The following is a 23,183-nucleotide window of genomic DNA, read 5'->3' on the forward strand; positions in this document are numbered from 1 at the left end:
TTTTAGAATTTGTTCGTAAAATCGTGATTTGCTGGAGTTCTTCCCACATTTAAAAAAAAATTGTTGTTTTGAAAGGAATTTTGCACCTCGTTATTTTACCGAGGTGCGAAAGGAAAAAATTTTATTTTTTACAAGCCTGAATAGCTGGGATACTTTTTGCGGATTTAAGACAAGTAAGATCAAATTTTCCAGACATACATTCTTTTTGTAATACTGGAACTAGAGTAGCTTTCATAGTTGCGATGTTTGCTGCGTCTTCAGGTTTTTGTCCAGCAGTTAGATTTGTCAACATTTCATCTACAATAGGAGCACATTCTTCAGCTGAATGTTTAGCACCTCCACACATTACGGTCAATGAAAGAACCGCGGCTACACTTAGGGAAATCATAAGAACTTTTTTCATTGAGTCTTCCTCTTTTGAGTCTTGGGAACCACTTTAGTTCTATCTTGTTCTCTGGAAAGTGATTTTTTGGACGGGTAAACGGTTATTCCATAATCAAGAATTCCTTTTTCTCCTTTGAATTTTAATACTCTGCTACGAAAATCATATTGATACGTTCCAGCGTTGACTAAAACCTCAAACCCTTTTTTATAATGAATTTCCGGAATAAAAATTTCGGTTTCCGGAAACAAATCACCTTCTTGTCGAAACGCATATTTAAATAAGGACCTTTCCATATCAAAAGTTAAGGCTACAGGAAAACCTTTGGTTCGTATTGGATAAGGACGACTAAAAGCCCGAACCGCCCTCCCACCGTCTTCATCATAGGAAGAAGGCGTATCTTGGGAATAGATAGATAAGTCTTCTTCATTCCATCTATCTCCCAAACTATGGGTATGATCAGGAGTATAATTCCATAACGCCAGATTTACGAAATTTTTTTCCACTGCTTTCATAATTCGATCAAGAGCCTTTTCCAACACGCCGTAATCATTTTTGAGATAAGCTACTCTGTGATTGAGGTCCATAGGAATACCGGTTTCTCCGATTACTGTAGGACAATTGCCCATTTTTTTCTCGGACATTTCCCGGATCATACGAATCGTTTCCTCGTAGGCATTGTCTATATTTTCTTTTCCGAATATTGGTTTTTGCTTAAATACATGTACTCCAAACCAAGGGAGATAACGTTTCAGCATAAGAACCGATATATCGTACCAATGAGTCGCGTTGATTACAGATCCTTGATTTTTTTTGGGAATTTCCTTCCATTCCAGTTCGAGTTTAGAAGGATCACTTTCAATAAAGATATGAAAACGATTTTCTAATTTTTGTACCCTTTCTTTAAATTTTTTAATAAAAGGATACATAAAATCGGAATAGAATTCATATTTTCTTCCGTTCTTCTTATAAAAATATTCCGGCTTTAACATCATCGGAGCACCATTCGGATCATAATCCCAAACCCCGTGATTTCTCCAGATACATTGATGTCCTCGTTCCCAAAGTGGAACTCCTTCTGGATTCAATCGTACTTTACCAAATGGCAAACTCCAAAAACCTAACATATACGCTTGTGCCGCGGAAACCGCACGTCCTTCGGAAAGATACATTTCTTGAAAGGGAGAAGATTTTACTACTTTTCCAAATCCAAATCCGTCAAATTCTCCCAGATTTTTTTTACCGATCCATCCAGGAGAAGGTTCGTTTAACGTATCAAAGCCAATTACATTTTTATATTTTTTAAGTTTGCGAACAATCTTAAGCACAGAATCGATATAATGATCTTGTAAAAAATCCTGAACGTTTCTTCCGTCTATCTTTGTGTCCGGTGCAAATTCTTTTCCTCCGAAAAATAAAGAGAACATTGTAGCACAAGAGTATTTTTGATAGTTTAGAGGCCAGGACATTCTTCTATAATTTTTTCCCTGGTGGTGGTGAACAATCGCCGTTTCAGAGTTTCGAATTTTGGAGATATTCATCCCTAATTCTTCCAAAGTCCAACCGGGAGCGCCGTCACCTCCAGTAAATCGAGACCATACGTCCTGATGAGGATCTATAAAAAGATAAAATCCCTTTTTTGCCGCAAGAGAAACCATTCTTTCCACATAGTCTATATATTCATTGTCGTATTTTCCGGGACCTTTGTGTTCAATCGCTTCCCACGTTATGAGAAACCGCAAAAAATTAAATCCCCATTTTCTCAATCTGTCGAAATGTTCTTCCGCCTGATCTTCTTTTAAAGGTCTTCCCACAAAGGATACATTTTTATGATTGTCGAATGTAGTTGTCTGATCGAAATGTGTGGTACCATCCGGTTTTAAAGGAAGTTTTGCGGAACCGGAAAGATTAACTCCGCGTAATTGATAAATCGCTCCCTCTTTGGAGGCGAAATGTCCGTTTTTAACGAATAACTCTTCCATAATATTCCCCGAATTGAATTCCTTTATTTATTTGCTTTTATGATGTTTTGATTCATAAAGAACATTGAATTTAAAGAGCCAATACAAACTCTCAATCGATTGCTCTAAAGATCACAATTCAAATCGTCTATTCTCTGAATTGAATTCTTGCATCTTCGTATCCACGGCTGATCAGATAGTCCGCTTGCACTTGGGAAAAGTTAAGAATACTTCCAAATCCCAAAGAAGTTCTAGGGCCAATCGTTCTGATTTTGAGCTCGGGTCGATCCGCACTTGGAATAGATAAAAGAGAAGAAAGTTTAGATTTCTTCCCCTTCCTCTTTTTTTTCTCAAAGTTTAAATTGGACATCACGGTTTGATAGGATCCGATCAGTGAGAGTTCAAAAACTCTTTCTATACCTTCTCTTCTTGTTTTAGGTAATCCCATATCAATTCCTCCAACAGGAGAAAGAAGTACCACAACAATATCAGTAGCTCCTCGTTCTACAGCGGGTAAAATGGGCGTATTTGCCATAACACCTCCGTCCCAATGAGGTTTTCCATCCACATACTGCCAAGGGAAAAACATGGGAATCGCAGAAGAAGCCATTACGTGTTCTATATCAATTTCCTTATTTCTAAAAAATACAAGTTCCGCTGTGAGAATATTAACAGCAGTAATGATTACTTCCGTAGGATTTTTTCTCAAATTGCGAAAATCCAAATGAGAATAGAGTAAGTTTTTAAGAGGAGTTGTATCGGTCAAAGGAGAATAACTTTTAACGAAGATATCTACTAGATCGTTCCAGATAGAATAGCGCATCACTTTCTTAGCTTCAATGGATTTCCATAACTTTGTGATTTCTGCCGAATTCATTCCGCATCCCATCGCCGTCGCAGTGATCGCACCTACAGAAGTTCCGCAAATAATATCTGGCTTGAATTGAATTTCTTCTAAATACCGAAGTACACCCGCTTGATAAGCGCCTCTGGCTCCACCTCCGGATAAAATAAGGGCTCGTTTCATTCTACCTGAATCTCAAAGGCTCGTAAAAAAGAGAAGGATTTTCGTTTTATGTTTGTTAGAAAGATTTTTTAGGAGAAACCTTCTGAGCGACTGCATCGTTTTATCGACATCCTTCTGTCGAAAATTGGAAGCTCTTAGAATGACCAATTCTAGAAACTCAGAAAGTTCAGCGGTCTGATTGGATTGCAATAACCAAACTACGGCTGAATTGCAAGTGGTACCCTGGCTATTGCTCAGCCACCTCACAGGTCAATTGTTTACAACAACTATCATTCACTAGACCACCTCCTTTCGTGTAGCAGCAAAATATTCTGTCTCATTGAAATGTCAAGAACAGAGTAGTTTTTTTGAGTCAATTTTCAAAACAAAACTCAAATCGAAATGTATGAGTTCCCACATTTTAAGGTTATAAGCTGTACAATACAAATAAATACTAAAAACAAAATTAGAGTTGTTGAAAAATTCCATAGCGGCGATTCACAGAACTGCTTCACTCAACCATTTCATGAAACAAAAACAAGATGAAGAATTCATTTTTCAACAACTCTATTAACATCTAGATCATTGAATCTAATTTTACGCAAACATATTCAAGAAACCGCTTTTACTTTGGAAATTAATATCAACGCAATTAGATTAAATCCCATCGCCAAATAACCAGCTATATCGTAATTTTGATAAGGAGCAGTAGGACTCGCCGCCACTAAAATACTTCCTCCGATCGTAGCCCCTAAACCGGAAGCAAGGTTTTGTAATGCGGAGATTACTGTCATAAAACGACCTCGATCCCTTGGCTCCGTCGTGGAAGTGATCAACGCCAAAGCAGGAATCCATCTTCCAGATACAATCACCATAAAAGTTGTAGTTAGAATCAATACGTTTGACCTAAATTGGTCATGATAAAAATAGGAATACAAGATAAAGGAACTAGAATATAGAATACTTTGTGCTTTCCAATTTTATCCGAGGCAATCCCAACTCCTCTGGAAGAAAAAAACGTAACGAGCCCTCCAAAAAAATAGATCCAAGAAATATTTTCTTTAGGAATTCCTACATTTCTTTCCATATAAGGAGCAATAAAAGGAATTACGGTAAAACCACCAAGAATTACAAACATAATCAACATATAAGAAGCCATATATCTTTTATAGGTGAAAATTCTTAAAAAATCCTTAACCGGATCTTCTTCTCCTGTAGATTGAAACGGAGGAATACTAGGTAGATGATAATACATTAAAACTAAAATAGGAAGACTCAAAAGAACGATTCCCGCAAAAGACATGTTCCAACCATAAAATTCAGCCACCTTTAAACCTAAAGGAATTCCGATCACCGAAGAAACAGAAAAAGCTCCCATAATTGCACCCATTGCCCTTCCCCTCCGATCCATAGCGATCACGTCTCCTACAATCGCAAAAATGACAGAGCTTAAAATTCCCCCGAACGAACCTGAAATGATTCTAGCAACCAAAAGCAAATGATAAGAATTAGCGACTGCACAAAAAGCGGTTCCAATAATAAAACCAAAATACAAAAAAATCGCCGCAGACTTTCGATTGAATCGATCAATCAATAGAGCCCCTACAATTCCTGCACAAAAAGCACTGTATGTATATGCAGAAATTAAAAATGAGAATTCTCTCGGATTGATATAAAACGATTCTTGAAAATAACTTCCCAGAGGCATCATAATTACAAAATCCAGGATATGGGTAAATTGAATCGATGCTAATACGAAAATTAATATCGGCTCCGATTTTACGTGAATGTTACGAATAGGATGGGAAGACATATTGGATAAACTTGTGAAATATAGATTTTCTGTAGATAGAAAAACAACAAAAATGAATTGAACTTCACTATTTCTTTCTAGAAAATTCTCTAAAAAATTTCACGATTCTGGGAATTCTGGACTACAAAAATAAACGTTTATTGTAATATTCAGATACTACTCAGAACTATAAAATAAAGTACCCAGTATTATTTTGCACTGAAACAGGGTTTTGTAAAAAAAATTTATGATACTCAAATTTAATAGGAATCAGTAAAATACAAAATAAATTGAAAACCTTATGAAAGTTATTTCGATTTTATAAAAAGAAAAATAGAAAAGTTCAAGGTAGAACTGAATCTTTTTAAGAACAATACAATTCCCAGATCGAATGATTGCTGATTGGTTAAACTATTGAATTTCTAAAACACCCATACAAACCAGCAAACATTTTTCCTGAACGGCCGATCCATAGAGACGTTCGCTGAGTTTCACGATTCATGTTTAGATTACATTTATAGTAAGGAAAAAAATTGAGATTTAAAACCAACAATCCATTCATTTCAGCAGACTTGGCTGTTTCTTCCGTAAAATCAGGACAAAGAGTTTTTGTCCACAGTGTTGCTGCCGCACCTACTCTTTTAATCCAAGCCTTAACCTCTCGCGCAAACGAACTGACTAATGTCGAAATGATCCATCTTCACACCGAAGGTAAAGCTCCTTATGCAGAACCTGGTATGGAAGGAAAATTTTTTACGAATTCTTTATTTGTAGCAGCGAACACTCGAAAAGCAGTCGAAGAAGGCAGAGGAGATTATATTCCAATTTTCTTAAGTGAATGCCCTTCCTTATTTCGAAAAGGAATCCTTCCTATAGACGTCGCGTTGATACAAGTTTCCCCTCCCGACAAACATGGATTTTGTTCCCTCGGAGTTTCGGTCGATATTAGCAAAGCAGCGACGGAAACGGCAAAAACAGTCATCGCACAAGTAAACGTGAACATGCCTCGTACTCATGGAGACGGAATCATTCCTATAAATAAAATTCATTCTTTTGTAGAAGGGCACCTTCCCTTACACGAACATTTTTCAGAAGAACCTTCAGATATAGAACTTGCCATCGGCAAAAACGTAGCCTGCTTAGTCGAAGACGAGGCCACGTTACAAATGGGAATCGGAGCCATTCCAAACGCAGTACTTACTTGTCTGACTTCTCATAAGGATTTGGGAATCCATACAGAAATGTTTTCGGATGGCGTGATGGAACTCGTTCAAAAAGGAATCATAACAGGAATTCACAAGAAAAAACATCCTGGCAAAATTGTTTCCGGCTTTGTGATGGGAACTAGAAAACTTTATGATTTTATAGATGATAATCCAGAAGTTTCAATGTTAGATATTGGTTATATCAACGATCCTCATGTGATCCGAAAAAACCCAAAAGTCACAGCGATCAATTCCGCAGTTGAAGTAGATTTAACCGGTCAAGTTTGTGCAGATACGATCGGTACAAGACAGTATTCCGGAGTAGGAGGTCAAATGGATTTTATCCGAGGAGCTTCGCTTTCCGAAGGAGGCAAACCAATCATCGCCCTCCCTTCCACCACGTCTAAAGGAGAATCTAGAATCGTTTCTTTATTAAAACCGGGAGCAAACGTAGTAACGACCAGAGCTCACGTCCATTTTATCGTAACCGAATACGGAATCGCAAATTTATACGGAAAAAATTTAAGACAAAGAGCCAAAGAACTAATTTCAATCGCACATCCAAATCACAGAGAAAATCTAGAAAAAGAGGCATTGGCCCGTTTTCGGATTTTTTAAAAATTAGAAAGACTTCTATAAAATTCCAAAACAATATTTTTTATGAAGAATTATTTCTTAAACACAACCTTTTGACTACAATTGATCGCCTAAAGTCTACTTCAATAGTCTCCTTTAAAATCAAATTTCTACATGAAATCGCCGTTTTACGACCTTTATCTATCAAAATTCATTTTACAGAGATCCCTAGATTGATTGCAAAATAGTAATCGTTAGATACACAAAATGGTTCAACCCAGTAAAAGACATATTCGTTTTAAAAAATTTCTTGCGGAGAGAATTTGAAAATTCATACTTCATTTTTGGCTTCGGCCAAACGGAGATAAAGATGAATTTGAAAGCGCTTTCCTGGATCGGTTTCCTATTATTGACCCTACCAATTTTGTCGGTTCCAACTCCCCCTACGTTGGAAACCCAGGTCAAAAATTCAGACTACATTGCGTTGACCAGAATTACAAATGTTCGAGAAACAAAAATCTCGGAAACTTCCATTTCGGTCACAGCGACAATTGAAATCCTAAAACCTTGGAAAGGCGCCGAAAAACTTCCTCCTAAGTTTGAAATCGGTTTTATGATCTTTCCCGAACTTTTAGGTAAATGGCTCAAGGCTTCTCCTCCCGAAGGAGATTATATTTTGTTTTTAAATCAAAAAAAGGTCAAGGATAGCAAGGGCAATGAATCTTCCTTAATCGTTCTTTACGAACCACATCCTTTCGCATTTAAGGAATATTCCAGAGCGATAGAAAATGAGATTGTAGAAGTCGTCCGATCCCAAAAAGGAAATTAAGAGGAAAAGTATATGAGAATTTTAAAATATTCTATTTTAATTATTATTTTATTACTAAACTTCCAAACTTCTATTTTTGCACAACCTTCCTTTCGTTCTTTAGGAATGAAACAGGAATCCTCTGAACTTCTATCTTCTTTAAAAGAAACAAATCCTTATGGGATTTCTCACAGAGGACTTGATTCCAAAGTGGATCTTTCTCCTTCTATGCCTCCCGTAGGAAACCAAGGAGAACAAGGTAGTTGTGTTGCTTGGTCTACTGCCTACGCGACTAAAAGTTTTCAGGAATATATAGAAAGAAAAAGTTCTAAGGATTGGTCTCTCAGAACCGCCCAAGGAGCTCCTAATTACAGTAAAATTTTTTCTCCCGCATTTATATACAACCAGATCAACGGTGGAAGAGACAACGGATCTTTAATTTCAGACGCAATGAGAGTTATGGTGGAAATGGGAGCAGCTCCCTGGGAAACTATGCCTTACAATCCCGCAGATTATAGAACCCGTCCTTCTCAAGCTGCAATTGAAGCTGCTTCTAAATACAAAGCGAAAGAATTCTTAAGAGTAAAAACTACCGATATGAACGAAGTCAAAGCTCAACTTTCGGAAGGCAAACCTGTCGTTGCCGGGGTTTTGGTTTATGAGAATTTTTTTAATCTCAAAGGAGATCAAATTTATAAAGAAGGTTTAGGCAAAACCTACGGAGGACACGCGATCGCCTTAGTAGGTTATGACGATTCTAAAAACGCAGTCAAATTTATCAATTCTTGGGGAACCGATTGGGGAGACCAAGGCTACGGGTATATTGACTATCGTTGGTTTACTAAAATCTGCCAAGGCGCTTTTGTAATGATCGATCAAGTAGAAACCGTCATAGATCAAGGAAAGCCAGATTCCAATACACCCGAACCTACTTCAGTTGCAAACGATTCTAATCCTATAGCACCCTCTTCTATCACCGCTTCTCAAGGAAGTTTTATAGATAAGGTTTTGATCAATTGGGAAGTTGTTCCAGGTGCGGTCGGTTATGAAATTCATAGAAAAGGCCCCGGAGATTCCAACTTTGGAAAAATAGGATTGTCTGGTACCAATAGTTTTAACGACGATGGGGTTCAACCCAACCTTGCTTATAAATATAAGATTCTAACCTTGACGGATTCTTCCGCTTCCGATTTGTCCCAAGGAGAAGTGATCGGATTTGCAAAAACAGAGGAATTAAAACCTCCTCCTAAAGTTTTAGGAGTCAAAGCAACTCAAGGACAATACGATAACAAAGTCGAACTCGTTTGGGAACCTGGGGACGCTTCTTCCGAATATCAAATTTTTAAATGGAATAAAACTCAGAAAAGATACAGTCCGATTGGAACTTCTAAAATCAATAGTTACGTAGATACATCCGCAGCAAAAAAAGGGATTGTAGAAATTTACGTTGTTTCCGCAAAACTAGGAGGCAAAACAGGAGAACCTTCGGATGCAGCGAGCGGTTTTACTTCTCAACCTAAAACTCCTCCTGCAAAACCGTTAGGGTTAATCGCCAGTCGAGGTGCGTACCAAAACAAAGTAGAACTAAAATGGCAGAAAGTTTCTGGAGCTTCTAAATATCTAATATTTCGATATATTAAGTCCGGTTGGATCGGAGGTGGAGCTTGGGAAAAAATTTCCGAGACTGGTAAGGAAGAATTTATCGATGAAAATCTTCCCGCACGTTACGCGTATTATTCTGTGACTGCGGTCAATACGGAAGGTAAAAATGGACCTTTTTCTAGTTTTGCTTACGGTTATACGGATCCAAATAAACAAAGAGGTGTTAAACTCTCTTCCCCAGAAAACGTCAAAGGTGTTTTAGACGTTAAAGAAGCCAAAATCAGTATAACTTGGGACCCGGTTAAAGAAGCATCAGAATATTATGTTTTTCGTAAGAAGAGAGGGGAATCAAAATGGACTTTTCTAGGCTCTGCGGGAAATAAAAACACTTACGTGGCCGAAGTGCCTGAAAAAGAAACCTTATTTCTTTATTCTGTAACTTCTAAAACCGATTTAGGAGGGGAAAGTGGAAATTCACTTCCAGTCTCCGCTGTAATTTCCACGGCAGTTGTAGCTCCTAAAATAAGAACCTTTGGTGGAGATTCCAGTCTTGAAAAATTCAAGGGTCCTTGGACCGCAATGGCATGGGATGGTAACAACGGAGTTAGCCAAGTACTTTTAGAAATCGAAAGTCAGGATAACGTCAATTATACGGTCAAATTTAATAAGAAAAAGATCTTTGAAGGTAAATATGTAGAAGAATCTCCGATCATAGACAAGGACGGAAAATTTAAGATAGAGATCGAAAAAACGGGTGACGCACTTTCAGTTACGATGAAAGATCCGTCGATCGTAAATCAAAAATCTAATTTATCTTTTCTTAAAGAATAATTGAGATCTTTGTCCCAAACTTTTAAAAAATCGGAGAAACACAATTGTTTTAATGACCGATTTGGTTTGGGACATTTCTTAGTTTTAGGGAATCTCTATAAAATAGTTTTTTCATTTTTGTGATAGTCGTAAAAGGGCAATTTTATACAAAAATTCGTTTGGAATGATTACCCTTTTCGAATTTTATAGAGTTTTTTAATTCATCAAAAAATTAGAATATATTGATTTTCTAAAGAATCTCATATTTGCCTCTAGATCTGCCGAGCATCCTAAAACACGACACAATACCCGTAAAAAGCATTTTATTGAGTTCAAGAAGCGAGACACTTTCGCTTTATAAAAATGTGGGAACTACAACGAAAATTGAACGACGTTAGAATTACTCGAAAGTTCGCAAATTGCCAAATACCTAAATTTGTGGGAACTACTACAACAAAAGAACACTAAAAAACTATAAATTAACGTGAGTTCAATATAAGAAGATAAAAAACAATTTTCTAAAAGTATGAGTTCCTACAATTTTAGGATTGATTCTTAAAATCCTGACTTGTGGTAATTCCCACATTTTTGTAGAATTCAATGTCTCACTATTTGAGTATAACAGGTTTTAGAGTTTCTTGTTTAGTGAAAAATATGTCCTTATAACTAAACTCACATTTTCTATGGAACGAGTTCCAATTTCCTTGCAAGTTCGAATATATTTCCTTTTTCTTTCAACTGTAAGAGAAGTTCCTCAGAAGTCAAAATCTGATTTACTACCGCCTCTGGAAGATCCTGCATATCCTTAAAAATTTCTTTATATTCTTTAATGGAAATCTTTTTACAAAAAAGATTGGCTTGGAAATAGTAAACTTGATGCGTAAGTAAAAAGTTCAAAGAATCAATGTCTTCCAAAGCCTCCGCCGTAATGATCGCTTCCCGATTGTCCGAAAGCCTTCTACAATAATCTATAAACGCCAAGTTATCTAAAAATTTGGTAAGATCCTGATCTGCTTTGAATTTAAAACTGATCGGATCTAGTTTGAACTCTTTGATCATCTCTCCTAAATCCAAAACAATCTGATGGCTTTGGCTTTTGACTCCAAAATCGTCCGCCGCAAAACTAATTCCAAAATTCCAAAATCTTTTACAAACATTTTTAAGAGTAACGTCTTTTTCTTCGTACGGTTTTTCGATCAATTCCATTCTTACTAGAAATGGATTTAGATTTTGGTCGAGTAGAAGATTATGAAAGCGTGTTACTTTTTCGTCCGTATCAAAAGTATCAATGAGAGTTTGAGGGGAAATATTAAATTTTAAAAGACCGGGAGCTCCGTTACAACACATAGTCAACTTTTCTAATATTAACAGTTCGATTCGATTTAGATCTTGATCGTGAGGAATATCTCGAATTAAATCCGCATAACCAGCGTAAGCTTCTCCGCCCACAAACACTTCTCCACCCTTCATAGAATATGTTTGCGTTTTATGATTATAATGAATGATCGGTTGAATGACAGCGTCTGCTTTTTCTCCTGCAAAGTAATCATTAACTCGATTCAGATAAGTCCAACTCCAACGAATTAGATTATCCTGTAAGTTTTTAAGAGAAGAAACTTCCAACTCATGAAAGATTTCATCCACATAGGAAATATAATTACACTGTGTTCTTGCAATTCCAAAATCGAAATTCATAGAACCACTTTTGATCGATATCTCTCTCAATTTTCCAAGAAGAGAATCAAAATTTAAAAAACCATTCGAACCGTTTACTCGAAGTGGAGCAACTCCAATCAATAGGCTCTTTTTATCTCCATAACAGTAATAAGTGTAATGACCTTCCGCTCCTGGATATAATTCAGAAATTTTGATAGGAACGAGTTGTAGGAAATCGAGAAAGGATAAGGATTTTATATCTTGAAATCGAAGAAGAACAATTGGTTTTCCTCGATTTTCGTTGATAAATATGTTCTTGAATTGTTCAATTTCACCTTCGTCAAAGGATAGGATCTTAGGACTTTTATAAGTTGTCATTTTAGCCTTTGTGATTCAAAAAATCTTTTCGGATTATTTCATTTGAACCAGAACGTTTAAACAAGTTCAAATAAAAGATCCGATAAATGATTTTCTTTGTAAAGCTTAAAAGGAATATTTTCCAGACTCTAAAATTCTAGTTTTTAAATCTGATATTCTCCGAGGTAGTGTTTCGTTATTTTGAATTACAACCTCTCCCACGATGGAAATTTTTTGATCGAATAGAACTTCTCCTTGAACGGTAAGAGAAGAACAAAGTTCTAAAGAAGGAATTTCTGGAAAAAGTCGATTAAAGTCTCCAATCTTTTTGTAATATCTTTCATCCAGATAAATCAGTATTTCGCCTAACCCGGATTCTTTTCTTTTGTCGGACATGGTAATAGAATAGTTTTCTAAAAGGTGATACGCATCCGATCTACGAGCGAGGTAATCCTCGCACTTTTTTACAGGAGCAAATCTATCTCTAGGAATGATGATCCCTTTGACCTTTTCAAAATTTCGGATCGCGGAACCCATCGCAGTTTCGAGCTGTAGAACTTCTTGTCCTTCGATCGTTTTTGGATTTACTATCAGAGAAAGTTCAAAACTTCCGAGAAGAATTCTTTGTCGAAGGGCAACCAAATCGATCCAAAGATTGTTTGTTGAAAAAGTCCTGAACTTACCTAAACCTTCAAATTCGTGCATGTGTTCGGGTGGAACCTGAGCCGTTTCGAGGAGTTGATAATTCTCCGCTCTTCCGGCAATCATTCTTTTGTAGATCGCTCCGCCCTTTTTATCCGCAAGAGTTTTAGGAGTCATCTCCATACAAAATTCCAGTTTCTCTTTCAACATATAGGAAAGAATTCCTGGATGTACCGTAGCTCCTAAGTTGTCTCCGTTGGATACAAAAGCAATTTTGTATCCGTTTTGAATGAGAGTGTCTAAAAGCCCAGTTTCCAAAAGAGAAATCCATATATCACCGTGACCGGGAGGACACCATTCTTCATCCGGATTCTTGCAGCTAATAGGTGTTAGGTCCTTTTTCAAAAGACGAGGCACTTTATGTTGTAAAAAAGAAGTGGGAAATTTTTGACGGAATCCGATCCGATTCAACTCCTCTTGACTTTCCTTTTGTGTATTAAAACTGTCCATTAGAATCAAAGGAACAGACACATTATATTTTTTTTCAATGACCTCAGATTGTTTCGCAACGATTTCTAAAAAGGACATTCCATTTTTGAGTTCAATTAAAGATTTAGGACCGGAGAGTCCCATAGAAGTTCCAAGTCCACCATTGAGTTTGATAACGACTAAGTTTTTAAGAATCGAAGGCTCGGGAGCATTCTCACTTTCAATTTGTTCTAAAGTAATCTCGTCCGCTTTAGGATCTAGATCTCCTACTTCTTCCCAGCGAACCATTCCGGTTTCTCCGTTTCGAACCAGATCGGTTTTTTTCAAAAAGTCTTGGATAAAAGCAGAAGATAAACCTTCGGAAGTCATTTTATTTTGGATGAGTTCATCCGATTTCGATTTTAGCGAATCCATCGTACCACCGATTTACTGTTGTATTGTTCGTCGAACTCGGTGAATTCAATCCAGAATTTCTCAACTGGGTTCGAAGGTTCATAAAAGAGTTTCACTCTTACTTCTTTTCCTTTACCTGGAATTTCCTGGGGAAGCTCTTCGTTTTCTTTATATAAAGGAAGAAAAATAAGATATGTATAAATATAAACGATTTTTAACGGAGTTTTTTTGTAGACCAGAACTCCCTTACCCGTTAGATCCCTTTTTAAAATTTTAGCATAAGGAACTGGAAAAGATTTTCTCCAGGTTTCTTTGAAATTTTTCTCCATACCGGAATGGGTCGGGATATTTGAATAGACAACGGAAGGTAGGATTAAAAAAATCCATAAGGAAAGAACCAGCTTCTTTGTTTTCATGAAAGACTCTGACAGTCTTGTCTTTTCACTCCATAACTTCAAGCCATTCTCATGAAAAAAATCTTATCTGTACTTAGAACGTCTTTTTATTTTCTTTCTGAAATTTTTGAATTTACGATTTCATTGATTTCTTCCTTGTCTCCTTCTAATAAAGATTCTGATCTTTCCGGAGGAGATATTTTTATAGTAACCGGTTATCTCTCCGGACCATTTTTTTATTCTAAACTACGTAAAGCATTAGAATCCAAAGGTTACAAACCTAGAATTTTAAATACACCCTCTTTTTTATTCAACACTACGAGTGCGGTAGAAGTTCTTTCAAAACAAATGGATCAGATTCCTTTGAAGTCCGTTTTACTCGCTCACAATACGGGAGGATTGATCACTCTGTTGCTGCCGGATCGAAGTCGTCAAAAAATCAAAGGACTAATCACGTTAGGAACTCCGTTTCGAGGAAGTTATTTTCTAGCAATCAACGGTTTGTATTTTGGTTCTAAATATTTAAAAGAACTATTTAAAACTTTTCTGTTTATGGATCGTTTTCATCCACTTTCTCCTTTGAAAGAATTTATTTTCCTTCCCGCTTCTTCTTCTGTTTACGGCGAAGGAAGAGACCTTTGGTTTGATATTCCTGGTAATTACAATCAAGTTCGAAAAACGGAGAATATTCGAACTATTTTGGAATTTCTTGCCTTTCACTATCCGAGTACTACTTCTAAGGAATTAGAAAAGAAATCGATTCCAATCCCAAGGCTACAACCTCAATCAACCAAAACCTTAAATCCAAAAAAGACATCTTTGAAAAAACAAAAAAGTAAAAATGCTTCTAAAACAAATCGTTCCGGCAAAGAAAAAAATACAAGTTCATTGTCAAAAAGAAATTCTAAAACACAACGTTCCGTTTCTAAAACGAAAAAACAATCCTCTACAATTGTTAACAAAAAGAAAAATGCTCCCAAAAAACGTTAATTGTAGTTTTTAGAAAATGGAATTTCCAAATCTTAAAGATTAGAATTGTCGAAAATTCCATATTGGAATAAGCAAAATTGCTTCAATTGTCCATTTTACTGATCTCTATAAAATTGAGTACCGTTAATTTTATCATAAAACACTGATCCCATGCAAAATATTAGATATTTTATTATATAGTTATGAGTAATACAACGGAAACAGATGGAAAATTAATTTTTCAAAAACTCTATCGATTTATAAAATTGCAACTTGCAAAAATTTTCTTAACTTAATAAAATTCTAATATATTTAAAAAATTATTCACAAACTTACATTTAATGAATTTATAAGAATTCTTTTATATAATTCTTATTTTAAATGAATATTACATCTTGGAAGTAACTTTCGAATCCAGTAAAAATTTTTGCCGGGCTTAAAATCTATTCAAAAACTAAAATTTCAGAATATAAGAACTCATACTTTTTATAATTTTTACATCGAATTCAAATTCTCTTCTTATAGATTTACAAACTACAAAGTAGTGTGTTACTCACTAAGTTACAAAAGTAGTTCAGATAAATTAGCTAATTTTTTTTAGAAAAGTAAATTTAAGAAGCGACAAACTCGTGTTATTTGATGTTTAAAGTGTTTTAAAAATAGAATTTAATATGACTTTTTAAAATTAAATTCGTTTTTATTAAAAATATATCGCCAATATTACTCATATTGGATGGATATTGCCAAAATTAACCAATAGTTTAAGAGTTCATTCTACAAAACAACATTCAGGAGAATTATCAATGAAGAATGAATTGAAGCTTAAAATTAGAAGTCTCTGGGGGATACTTTCTGTATTGTTTGCCCTTGTAGTAACACAATCAGCCTTCGCTATAAGTTATGAGAAAAAGATTTTGACGTATAATGTTGTCGGTCGAAACGCCAGCAATATGACAACGAACTACAAATTAAATGTAATTCAATATCGTAACACATCTTTCATAGAAACTCTAGGCGCTAAGAACGTATTGTGTGTTCACGGTTTTGGAGACACTAGTACCATCTTTGAACCGCTCGCAAAACAACTGATCTTAAAGGGAAAGGCGAATAACGTTTATATTTTGGATCTTCCTGGACATGGTGGTAGTACAATGACAAAGGGTACGGCCGCATATCCTTCGAATGTAAGCGAACTAACGGTCCAAAATTATGAAGAAGCAACTCGTGCTTTGTTAGATACCATGCCATCCACAATGATTTGGCCGGATCTACCCGACACAATTGTAGGTCATAGTATTGGTGGGTTAGTAGTACAACTTCTACAGAATAAACTAAAAAATCAAAATTCTAGTTTGTTCAAACAATACAAAATTACAAGTACCGTACTGATCGCGAGCGATATTCCATATCCTCTTCCTTGGTCTGGAAGCGACGTAACAATGGGCGATCCAAACTATAACCAGTCAGCAAAAGCTTTTGTATGGAATTTTAAAGTAGAAAGAATCTTATCTTCCTCCCCTCTTGTAATTGGTTTATTTGTAGAAAGTCCGGACGATTTTTTTATCAATACTAAATATTCCGTAAATGGAATACCAGTAACCGGAGCCCCTACACCTGCTCAAGTTGAAGTTATGAATGTATTAGAACCTTATCGTGCAGCTGCAAACATCGTAGGTTTAGATCCTAGCGGGCAAACACAAAACGCTGTTCCTCGTATACCTGTTACAAGGGGAATCTGGAGTGGAGAAAATCTAAAAGTCGTTTGGTTAGATAAGGACGTATTTTTTACTAAACAAGAAACTCAGAACTTGGCAAATTATCTAGATCCAGGTCAGATAGGAGTGATGGTAACAATTTCAGATCCCGAAGCAGTCCATGGTACTCCGTTTTCAAAACCTAGTTTGTTAATTCCATTATTCTAAATAACATAAATTTGGTATAATGCGAAAAAAGATTGATATGGGAAAACTCAGCGTCTCGCTTCTTAAATGCCGATTCTAAAAAAAGCATTCACCGCTGAGTTTTCCGGTTCACGTTTTAGGTGCCCGACAAATCGTATTCTATAATAAATTAAACTAAAGACGATATAACGTTTACTGCATGTAATTTGTTGACCAGAACGAAAGATCCGGGTCCGGCTGCCACAAGCAGTCGGATTTGCTTGTGCCAAATTCACATTAAATAATGTGAGTTCGGCGTAAGAAGCTCATGACTCTGAAAAAGTTGGAATCTAAACTTTACAGATCGATTCTTTAAATGTGTGAATTCTCACAATTTATAATAATTGAATTTGTCTGTAAAATGATGCGGGAACTACTACAAATCACGATTTTACGAACAAATTCTAAAATTGTAGGAACTCATACTTTTAGAAAAATTTTTCTTACTCACATTAAATAATTATTTTAGATAATTAAAATATTTTATTATTCTTATATATCTATGAATGCCGCTAAATAAGATTAAAAGAAACCACTATAAATCCAAATTCATTTTATAGTGGTTTCCTTTTCCAATTTTCTCCAAAAAACCGCAAGTAGACTTCCAATCAGTGAATGAACAAGGCTAGAAATTGCTGCAGGAATGGCAACCAAAGGATCAGGAAAATTATTTCTAGAGAGAACAACTCCCAAACCAGAATTTTGCATACCTACTTCGATCGAAATCGTTCTAGAAATTTTCTGTTTTCGGATGAACAACCAAGATATAACATAACCAAAAAAGAAACCGGATATGTGCAAACTTAAAACCGCAAAAATTAATATTCCAGCTGATTGTAGAATCTTTTCTTTTCCGGCTCCTAAAATAGAAGATACAATCATAGTAATTAAAAATACCGCTACCAACGGTGAAACGGCTTGAATCTTTTTAGAAACTTCTGGAAAATAAACATTCAATAAAACTCCCAAAACTATCGGAAAAATGACTACCTGAAACGTATCCAAAAACAACCCGCTTGTAGATACATCGATTCCTTTCCCTATCAAAAAAAGTGTAAGTAATGGAGTCATAAACACGGAAAGAATCGTAGAAGACGCAGTCATAGAAACCGAAAGCGCCAAATCTCCTTTTGCAAGATATGTAATAACGTTAGACGCAACACCTCCGGGACAACAGGAAACCACTACAAGTCCAGTTGCAAGAGGTATCGGAAGATCGAGTAGGACTCCGATCCCCCAACCTGAAACAGGCATCACCGTATATTGTAATGCTACTCCTATAAAAACGGGAATTGGGGTTTTAAATATATTTCTAAAGTCCCTCGGTAAAAGTGTAATTCCCATACCTAACATTGTAAAACCAAGACCGTATGTAATTGCCGGCCCGGTAAACCAAGTAAACCATTGCGGAAAGAAAAAAGAAAGAATAGACCCGATCAGGACCCAAGCTGGAAACAAAAGTGTACCAACTTCTCCGATTTTTTGTAGTTTAGTTTCCACTGAAATTTAAATATTACCCTTTTTTAAAATACTAAATCTAAAACTTATCCTGGAGAATTTTTAATAAAACGTGGTAGCTCCTACATTTAAAAATTTTGAATGTTTAACAACCCACCGATTACATTGCTACTATAAATCTGTCCTTTTTACTATTTTAGAATTTAAGTAACGTGAATTCGACCGTAAGAAAATGAGAAAGAACTTTCTAAAATTATAAACTTTTACAATTTTAAAATTTGTTCGTCAAATCGTGATTTGTAATAGTTCCTACATTTTCAAAATAGATTTACAAAGTTTAGATTCCAGCTTCTTTCAGAAAAATGAATCATAATTCCTTATGCCGAAAACCCACGTAAATTAAGTAGAATCCAGAATTCTAACTCTAAAACAAAGATTCGCTTTAAAATTTATATTATCCTAATTTCTTACACCAAATTTACGTTAAAACCTCTCTATAAAACCGTTTTTCATTTTTGTGACAAGCCGCAAAACGAAGATTTGATGCAAAAATTTGACATACGATCCTTCTTTTTGAATTTACAGAGGTTTCCTTAAAACACGAACGGGTGTTATAAAATTTTAGAATATAAAGCCTTATGGATCAACATTCACCCAGCAAAGCACAATATAATTACTTCGCATTGTTAACCGAATTCACATTAAGAACGTGTCCCAAAACCTCAAAGAATTTGCGCGATAATTCTTTAGAAATTTTTAATAAAATACAGTAGTTCCTACAAAAACCGTCACATTTGATAATTTGTGAACTTTCAAGTAATTCTAATATTGTTAAATTTTTGTGAGAGTTCCCACATTTTGTGAAACTCAGCAAACACCTTCCTAAGGGTCGGTGTTTAGGTTTTGGGACGTTCTAAGTAGCAAATCCCCAACTCAAGATGAAAAAGAACCCAGTAACTCTACAACTCGATCTAATTGATCTTTTTTATTATAGATATGCGGAGAAAATCTTACCTTTCCTAACCGAAGTGCACACATCACTTCATTTTTTTTAAGATAAGAAACGAGTTCATCCATAGGAATTCCTTCTTTATATCCTACTACAATTCCAGTTCTATTGTCAGGAAAATGATCAAGTTCAATTTGAAACCCAATTCCCTTCATTCCTTCAGATAGATAATCCGCAAGTTCGTAGATTCTTTCCATCACGGAATGAAATCCTATTTTCTGAAGCATTTCAAGTGTGGATTGAAAATATACCCAGTCTATAAAATTCCCTGTAGAAATTTCATAACGATCCGCCCCGGATTTTAATTCAGCGCGATAGGGCAAATAAACCTCATCGTTAATTACAGACCCGGTTCCCTTAAATGGAAATGAAAGTGTATCGATGCAGTCTTGTTGGATATATAACATTCCCAAACCGAGAGGACCCAAAAGCCATTTCCAGGCGGGGAACGCTATGTATTTTAACTTCATCTTTCTTACATCCACTGGAATCAGACCGATCCCCTGAGCCCCATCTAAAACGAATTCAATCCCTTTGGAATCTAAGAAAACGCCTATCTCTTCTAAAGGAAATGGCATTCCAGTACACCAATGAACTGCCGATAAAGCTACGATTTTAGTTTTAGAACTTATAGAAGATTTTAAATTTTCTAAAAATTGATCTGGGGTAGATGCCATCGGGATAAACCCAATCACAACTCCTTTTTCTTTCCAGTGTTCCCAAGGATAGATATTACTGGGATACTCGTTTTCTAAGAGTAGAATTTCATCCCCACTTTTCAATTGAAATCCGAGGGAAAGAAAATTCATTCCCTCGTTCGTGTTGTGGATAATACAAAGTTCTTCTACGTCACAATTGATGAGACCCGCTACGATTTTTCGAATGGAATGTTTTACGGAAGCGTATTTACGAACCTCCGTAAGAACTCCTTTTTTAGAATAACCTTCCAGATATTCCCCAATCGCTTGGATCGTATGTACATTGCAGGGAGTAGTCCCACAATTGTTTAACCAGATCATCTCTTGGTTTACAGGATAGAGATCTTGAATTTCCTTCCAATCGATGATCGATTGCATTCCTTACTGTTTACCTTTTTTTCTTAGATTTTTTTGGGGACGTTTTCTTTTTAGGAGCGGTTTTTTTTACCACCTTCTTTTTTAAGGGCTTTTTAGATTTTGCCACCGCTTTTTTAACAGCTACCTTTTTCTTAGAAGTTGTTTTCTTCGCTACTGATTTACTCGCTGTTTTTTTAGGAGCTACTTTTTTGGCAGTTACAGTTGTCGCAGACTGTTTCGGCGCAGCCGCCTTAGTAGTTGTAACAGATGTAGTTTTGGGAGTAGAAGTTGTAGCAGAACTCGGCTTTTTAGACGGAGAAGTTGTTTTTACTGGCTTAGATTCTGCCTTTACCACTTCTTCCGCTTGTTCATCCCAGAAAAAAGTTCCTTGTCCAGAACCGGATTGAGATTGATCCAGACCGTTTAACTCAGTTTCCAGAAGAGATTGGTAGTTTTGATTATAATCTTTTAATTTTGTAAAAAGAGATTTGATATTCACATCTTCAAACTTGTTTGCAAGTTTTTCGTAAAAAGAAACTGCGTTCTCCGCTTCTCGAATCGCTAACTCAAGCGCTTCGTGCGCGTCTTTAGTTCCTGGACCGGAAATAGTTCTCTCCACTTTGTTCATCAGTTTTTGAAGAGTCGAATCGTGGAATTTATGAATCGCAGCGAGTTGTTTTAGATTTGGAAGTTCCGATCCCTCCGCTTGTTCATACAATTCCGTAATGAATTTAATATGGTCGTCCACTTCTTCCGCAAGTCTTTCGAAAAGTTCCTTCGTATCTCCGGGAGGAAGTTTTTCATACGTACTCATATAAAATTCGAAGTAATCCTTTTCGTGCTGAATCGCAGCTGCAACCGCTTCTAAAAAAGTCGTTTCTTTCAAAGGTTTAATATTCATGATAAGATTCCTCCCGATTTCATTGCAATCTTAGTTAAGTTACAGACTGAATCAATAATTATTTAATTTTCTTCCACAGATTCATAAATGAGAAACTGAGCGGCGTAGTAAGTCGACATGATCCAAACTCCAATCCAAGGAATCGGAACCGTAGTAAACTTTCTAGTAGCGATAAGACTATCCGATAAAATAAAAAGCAAAGAACCTGCTAAAGATTTCCAGAACTCAGACTTAGAACATTCTCTGGAAACCGATCTCCAACCCATCACACAAATTGCAATCATATACACTCCGACAGGAACATACAAAGCAGTTCCGATTCCAGGAAGAATCCAAATGTAAAATGAAATCCCGAATACTAAATAAGGAACAGCTCGAATAATATGAACCGGATTTCCGACCGAAAAACCTACCGAATACAATATCTGTGCTATTAAAAAAGAACCAAGTCCAAAAACGAAATAATTTCCAGGAACGCCTAAAAATGCGTCTCCAAATAAAGAAAAGATCAGACCTGCAAAAATAAATTTTCCACCTTTTCCTTTCCAATTCCCTTCTAAAAAAGAGAAAAAAATCAAAACGAGAATCGGTGCGATTTTACTTCCTATCTTCAGAGTAACGTTATCTGGCACGAAATACAAAACGAGCAAATGAGCAACAGATACAATACAAAATAAGATTAAAATCATAGGAACCTTCTTATGGGAATTGCGATTGTAATTTTGTAAAGAACGGGAACTTTTGTCATCAAAGAATCAAGAAAAGAACGAGGGATTATGGATTTTGGAGAATGGATCTTAATCGTCATATTTACGTTAGCTTTAGGCCTTCTCATCTATTTAGATCTATTCGTTCTCAATAAAAGAGCTCATAAAATTCCTCTCAGAAATTCAGTCTATTGGTCTCTCTTTTGGTTCAGTCTTGCAATTTCATTCAGTATTCTAATCTACTTTATGGATCAAACTCCAGAAGACCCAACCCGAGGTAAAACCAAGGCGCTTGAGTTTATCGCCGGTTATCTTTTGGAATATTCTCTTTCCGTGGATAACCTTTTTGTTTTTATCATAATCTTTCAGAATTTTAGAGTAACACCTCAATATCAGCCTTTGATTTTGAAATGGGGCATCATCGGTGCTTTGATTTTTAGAGCAATCATGATTTTTATAGGCGCGGGACTTATCTCTCAGTTTCACTGGATTTTATATTTGTTCGGAATTCTTCTTTTATATACGGCTGTAAAAATGTTCACACACCAAGAAGAGGAAGACTTTAATCCTGAATCTTCTTCAGTAATCAAGTTCACAAAGAAAATTCTTCCGCTCAGCCAGGTGTATCATCCCGAAAAATTCGTAGTTTTAGAACATGGAAAGTATCTTTTTACTTCCACCTTCGTGACTCTATTGGTCGTGGAATTTAGCGATATTCTATTTGCACTCGATTCTATCCCTGCAATTTTTTCAATCACTACGGATGCGTTTATCGTCTATACATCAAATATATTTGCAATCTTAGGACTTCGTTCTTTATTTTTTATGCTTTCGGGTGTAATGGAACTGTTTATTTTTCTCAAAAAGGGAGTTTCAATTCTTCTTGCCTTTGTAGGAATCAAACTACTTCTTCCACTCATTTCCCCCTATATTTTTGGACGCGAAATCCACATTCCGATTTTGATTTCTTTAGGAGTTATTTTAGGAACGCTTACCATTTCAATTCTTGCTTCGGTTCCTCATTACCTCAAAATCAAAAAGGAGAATTAAAAACGGGTTTTTGACTTTAC

The 23,183-nt window shown here is 35.9% G+C and carries 16 protein-coding genes and 1 pseudogene; 6 read left to right on the forward strand and 11 right to left on the reverse strand.

Annotation, left to right across the window (positions count from 1 at the left end):
• Nucleotides 1-121: 121 nt before the first annotated feature.
• From BW942_RS00970 to BW942_RS00990, 4 genes and pseudogenes are all read right to left on the reverse strand, one after another.
• Complete coding sequence (locus BW942_RS00970) at nucleotides 122-403, reverse strand: TIGR04454 family lipoprotein (RefSeq protein WP_000757100.1); 282 nt, start codon at nucleotides 401-403, stop codon at nucleotides 122-124.
• Entirely contained in the window at nucleotides 400-2,364 is a 1,965-nt protein-coding gene (locus BW942_RS00975; protein WP_000391771.1) for a glycoside hydrolase family 5 protein, read from the reverse strand. The genes BW942_RS00970 and BW942_RS00975 overlap by 4 nt, the downstream gene beginning before the upstream one ends.
• A gap of 127 nt (nucleotides 2,365-2,491) precedes the next feature.
• A complete protein-coding gene (locus BW942_RS00980) occupies nucleotides 2,492-3,370 on the reverse strand; it encodes a patatin-like phospholipase family protein (RefSeq protein ID WP_000816747.1) in 879 nt (292 codons plus the stop codon).
• Between the two features lie 590 nt (nucleotides 3,371-3,960).
• Nucleotides 3,961-5,162, reverse strand: a pseudogene (locus tag BW942_RS00990) (MFS transporter).
• Nucleotides 5,163-5,674: 512 nt separating this feature from the next.
• Between BW942_RS00990 and BW942_RS00995 the strand changes: the two are divergent.
• The 3 genes from BW942_RS00995 (at nucleotide 5,675) to BW942_RS01005 (ending at nucleotide 10,163) form a co-directional block, all read left to right on the forward strand.
• Nucleotides 5,675-6,964 carry an acetyl-CoA hydrolase/transferase family protein gene (locus BW942_RS00995; RefSeq protein WP_001211392.1) on the forward strand — a complete coding sequence of 430 codons (1,290 nt, stop codon included), beginning with the start codon at nucleotides 5,675-5,677 and terminating at the stop codon, nucleotides 6,962-6,964.
• Nucleotides 6,965-7,292: 328 nt separating this feature from the next.
• Complete coding sequence (locus BW942_RS01000; RefSeq protein WP_001049247.1) at nucleotides 7,293-7,751, forward strand: LIC_20196 family exoprotein; 459 nt, start codon at nucleotides 7,293-7,295, stop codon at nucleotides 7,749-7,751.
• Nucleotides 7,752-7,763: 12 nt separating this feature from the next.
• On the forward strand, nucleotides 7,764-10,163 hold the full coding sequence (locus BW942_RS01005) for a C1 family peptidase (RefSeq protein ID WP_001221434.1): 2,400 nt from the start codon (nucleotides 7,764-7,766) through the stop codon (nucleotides 10,161-10,163).
• A gap of 660 nt (nucleotides 10,164-10,823) precedes the next feature.
• Here BW942_RS01005 and BW942_RS01010 read toward each other — a convergent pair.
• From BW942_RS01010 to BW942_RS01020, 3 genes are all read right to left on the reverse strand, one after another.
• The gene (locus tag BW942_RS01010; RefSeq protein WP_000214763.1) at nucleotides 10,824-12,176 is read right to left on the reverse strand and encodes an EAL domain-containing protein; all 1,353 of its coding nucleotides are present in this window, start codon (nucleotides 12,174-12,176) and stop codon (nucleotides 10,824-10,826) included.
• Nucleotides 12,177-12,281: 105 nt separating this feature from the next.
• Entirely contained in the window at nucleotides 12,282-13,700 is a 1,419-nt protein-coding gene (locus BW942_RS01015; protein ID WP_000377734.1) for a UTP--glucose-1-phosphate uridylyltransferase, read from the reverse strand.
• Complete coding sequence (locus BW942_RS01020) at nucleotides 13,688-14,095, reverse strand: G protein-coupled receptor family protein (RefSeq protein WP_000850434.1); 408 nt, start codon at nucleotides 14,093-14,095, stop codon at nucleotides 13,688-13,690. The genes BW942_RS01015 and BW942_RS01020 overlap by 13 nt, the downstream gene beginning before the upstream one ends.
• Before the next feature lie 51 nt (nucleotides 14,096-14,146).
• On the opposite strand from BW942_RS01020, the gene BW942_RS01025 reads away from it, so the two are divergent.
• Both BW942_RS01025 and BW942_RS01030 read left to right on the forward strand, forming a co-directional pair.
• Nucleotides 14,147-15,064 (forward strand): esterase/lipase family protein, encoded by a 918-nt coding sequence (locus BW942_RS01025; RefSeq protein ID WP_000722918.1) that lies wholly within the window; start codon nucleotides 14,147-14,149, stop codon nucleotides 15,062-15,064.
• Nucleotides 15,065-15,846: 782 nt separating this feature from the next.
• Nucleotides 15,847-16,965: an alpha/beta hydrolase gene (locus BW942_RS01030; RefSeq protein ID WP_011172450.1), complete on the forward strand. Its 1,119-nt coding sequence runs from the start codon at nucleotides 15,847-15,849 to the stop codon at nucleotides 16,963-16,965.
• Between the two features lie 567 nt (nucleotides 16,966-17,532).
• Here the strand turns inward: BW942_RS01030 and BW942_RS01035 are convergent.
• From BW942_RS01035 to BW942_RS01055, 4 genes are all read right to left on the reverse strand, one after another.
• Nucleotides 17,533-18,483 (reverse strand): bile acid:sodium symporter family protein, encoded by a 951-nt coding sequence (locus tag BW942_RS01035; protein ID WP_000448522.1) that lies wholly within the window; start codon nucleotides 18,481-18,483, stop codon nucleotides 17,533-17,535.
• Between the two features lie 891 nt (nucleotides 18,484-19,374).
• Nucleotides 19,375-20,526, reverse strand: a complete 1,152-nt coding sequence (locus BW942_RS01045) for an aminotransferase class V-fold PLP-dependent enzyme (protein ID WP_001190664.1) — start codon at nucleotides 20,524-20,526, stop codon at nucleotides 19,375-19,377.
• A 10-nt stretch (nucleotides 20,527-20,536) separates the two neighbouring features.
• On the reverse strand, nucleotides 20,537-21,406 hold the full coding sequence (locus BW942_RS01050; RefSeq protein ID WP_001022430.1) for a ferritin-like domain-containing protein: 870 nt from the start codon (nucleotides 21,404-21,406) through the stop codon (nucleotides 20,537-20,539).
• 62 nt (nucleotides 21,407-21,468) lie between these two features.
• Entirely contained in the window at nucleotides 21,469-22,095 is a 627-nt protein-coding gene (locus tag BW942_RS01055; RefSeq protein WP_000600787.1) for a lysoplasmalogenase, read from the reverse strand.
• An 87-nt stretch (nucleotides 22,096-22,182) separates the two neighbouring features.
• Here BW942_RS01055 and BW942_RS01060 point away from each other — a divergent pair, with 87 nt between their 5' ends.
• Nucleotides 22,183-23,163, forward strand: a complete 981-nt coding sequence (locus BW942_RS01060; protein ID WP_000345464.1) for a TerC family protein — start codon at nucleotides 22,183-22,185, stop codon at nucleotides 23,161-23,163.
• The last annotated feature ends 20 nt before the right edge of the window (nucleotides 23,164-23,183 follow it).

Origin of the sequence: Leptospira interrogans, from assembly GCF_900156205.1 — a bacterium.
Classification (GTDB): domain Bacteria; phylum Spirochaetota; class Leptospiria; order Leptospirales; family Leptospiraceae; genus Leptospira; species Leptospira interrogans.

Excerpts from the sequence above, each read along its gene's own strand:
- BW942_RS01055 (WP_000600787.1), bottom strand. The coding sequence starts at position 22,095 with ATGATTTTAATCTTATTTTGTATTGTATCTGTTGCTCATTTGCTCGTT.
- BW942_RS01050 (WP_001022430.1), bottom strand. The coding sequence starts at position 21,406 with ATGAATATTAAACCTTTGAAAGAAACGACTTTTTTAGAAGCGGTTGCA.
- BW942_RS01015 (WP_000377734.1), bottom strand. The coding sequence starts at position 13,700 with ATGGATTCGCTAAAATCGAAATCGGATGAACTCATCCAAAATAAAATG.
- BW942_RS01025 (WP_000722918.1), top strand. The coding sequence starts at position 14,147 with ATGAAAAAAATCTTATCTGTACTTAGAACGTCTTTTTATTTTCTTTCT.
- BW942_RS01045 (WP_001190664.1), bottom strand. The coding sequence starts at position 20,526 with ATGCAATCGATCATCGATTGGAAGGAAATTCAAGATCTCTATCCTGTA.
- BW942_RS01020 (WP_000850434.1), bottom strand. The coding sequence starts at position 14,095 with ATGAAAACAAAGAAGCTGGTTCTTTCCTTATGGATTTTTTTAATCCTA.
- BW942_RS01060 (WP_000345464.1), top strand. The coding sequence starts at position 22,183 with ATGGATTTTGGAGAATGGATCTTAATCGTCATATTTACGTTAGCTTTA.
- BW942_RS00980 (WP_000816747.1), bottom strand. The coding sequence starts at position 3,370 with ATGAAACGAGCCCTTATTTTATCCGGAGGTGGAGCCAGAGGCGCTTAT.
- BW942_RS00975 (WP_000391771.1), bottom strand. The coding sequence starts at position 2,364 with ATGGAAGAGTTATTCGTTAAAAACGGACATTTCGCCTCCAAAGAGGGA.
- BW942_RS01010 (WP_000214763.1), bottom strand. The coding sequence starts at position 12,176 with ATGACAACTTATAAAAGTCCTAAGATCCTATCCTTTGACGAAGGTGAA.
- BW942_RS01030 (WP_011172450.1), top strand. The coding sequence starts at position 15,847 with ATGAAGAATGAATTGAAGCTTAAAATTAGAAGTCTCTGGGGGATACTT.
- BW942_RS00970 (WP_000757100.1), bottom strand. The coding sequence starts at position 403 with ATGAAAAAAGTTCTTATGATTTCCCTAAGTGTAGCCGCGGTTCTTTCA.
- BW942_RS01000 (WP_001049247.1), top strand. The coding sequence starts at position 7,293 with ATGAATTTGAAAGCGCTTTCCTGGATCGGTTTCCTATTATTGACCCTA.
- BW942_RS01005 (WP_001221434.1), top strand. The coding sequence starts at position 7,764 with ATGAGAATTTTAAAATATTCTATTTTAATTATTATTTTATTACTAAAC.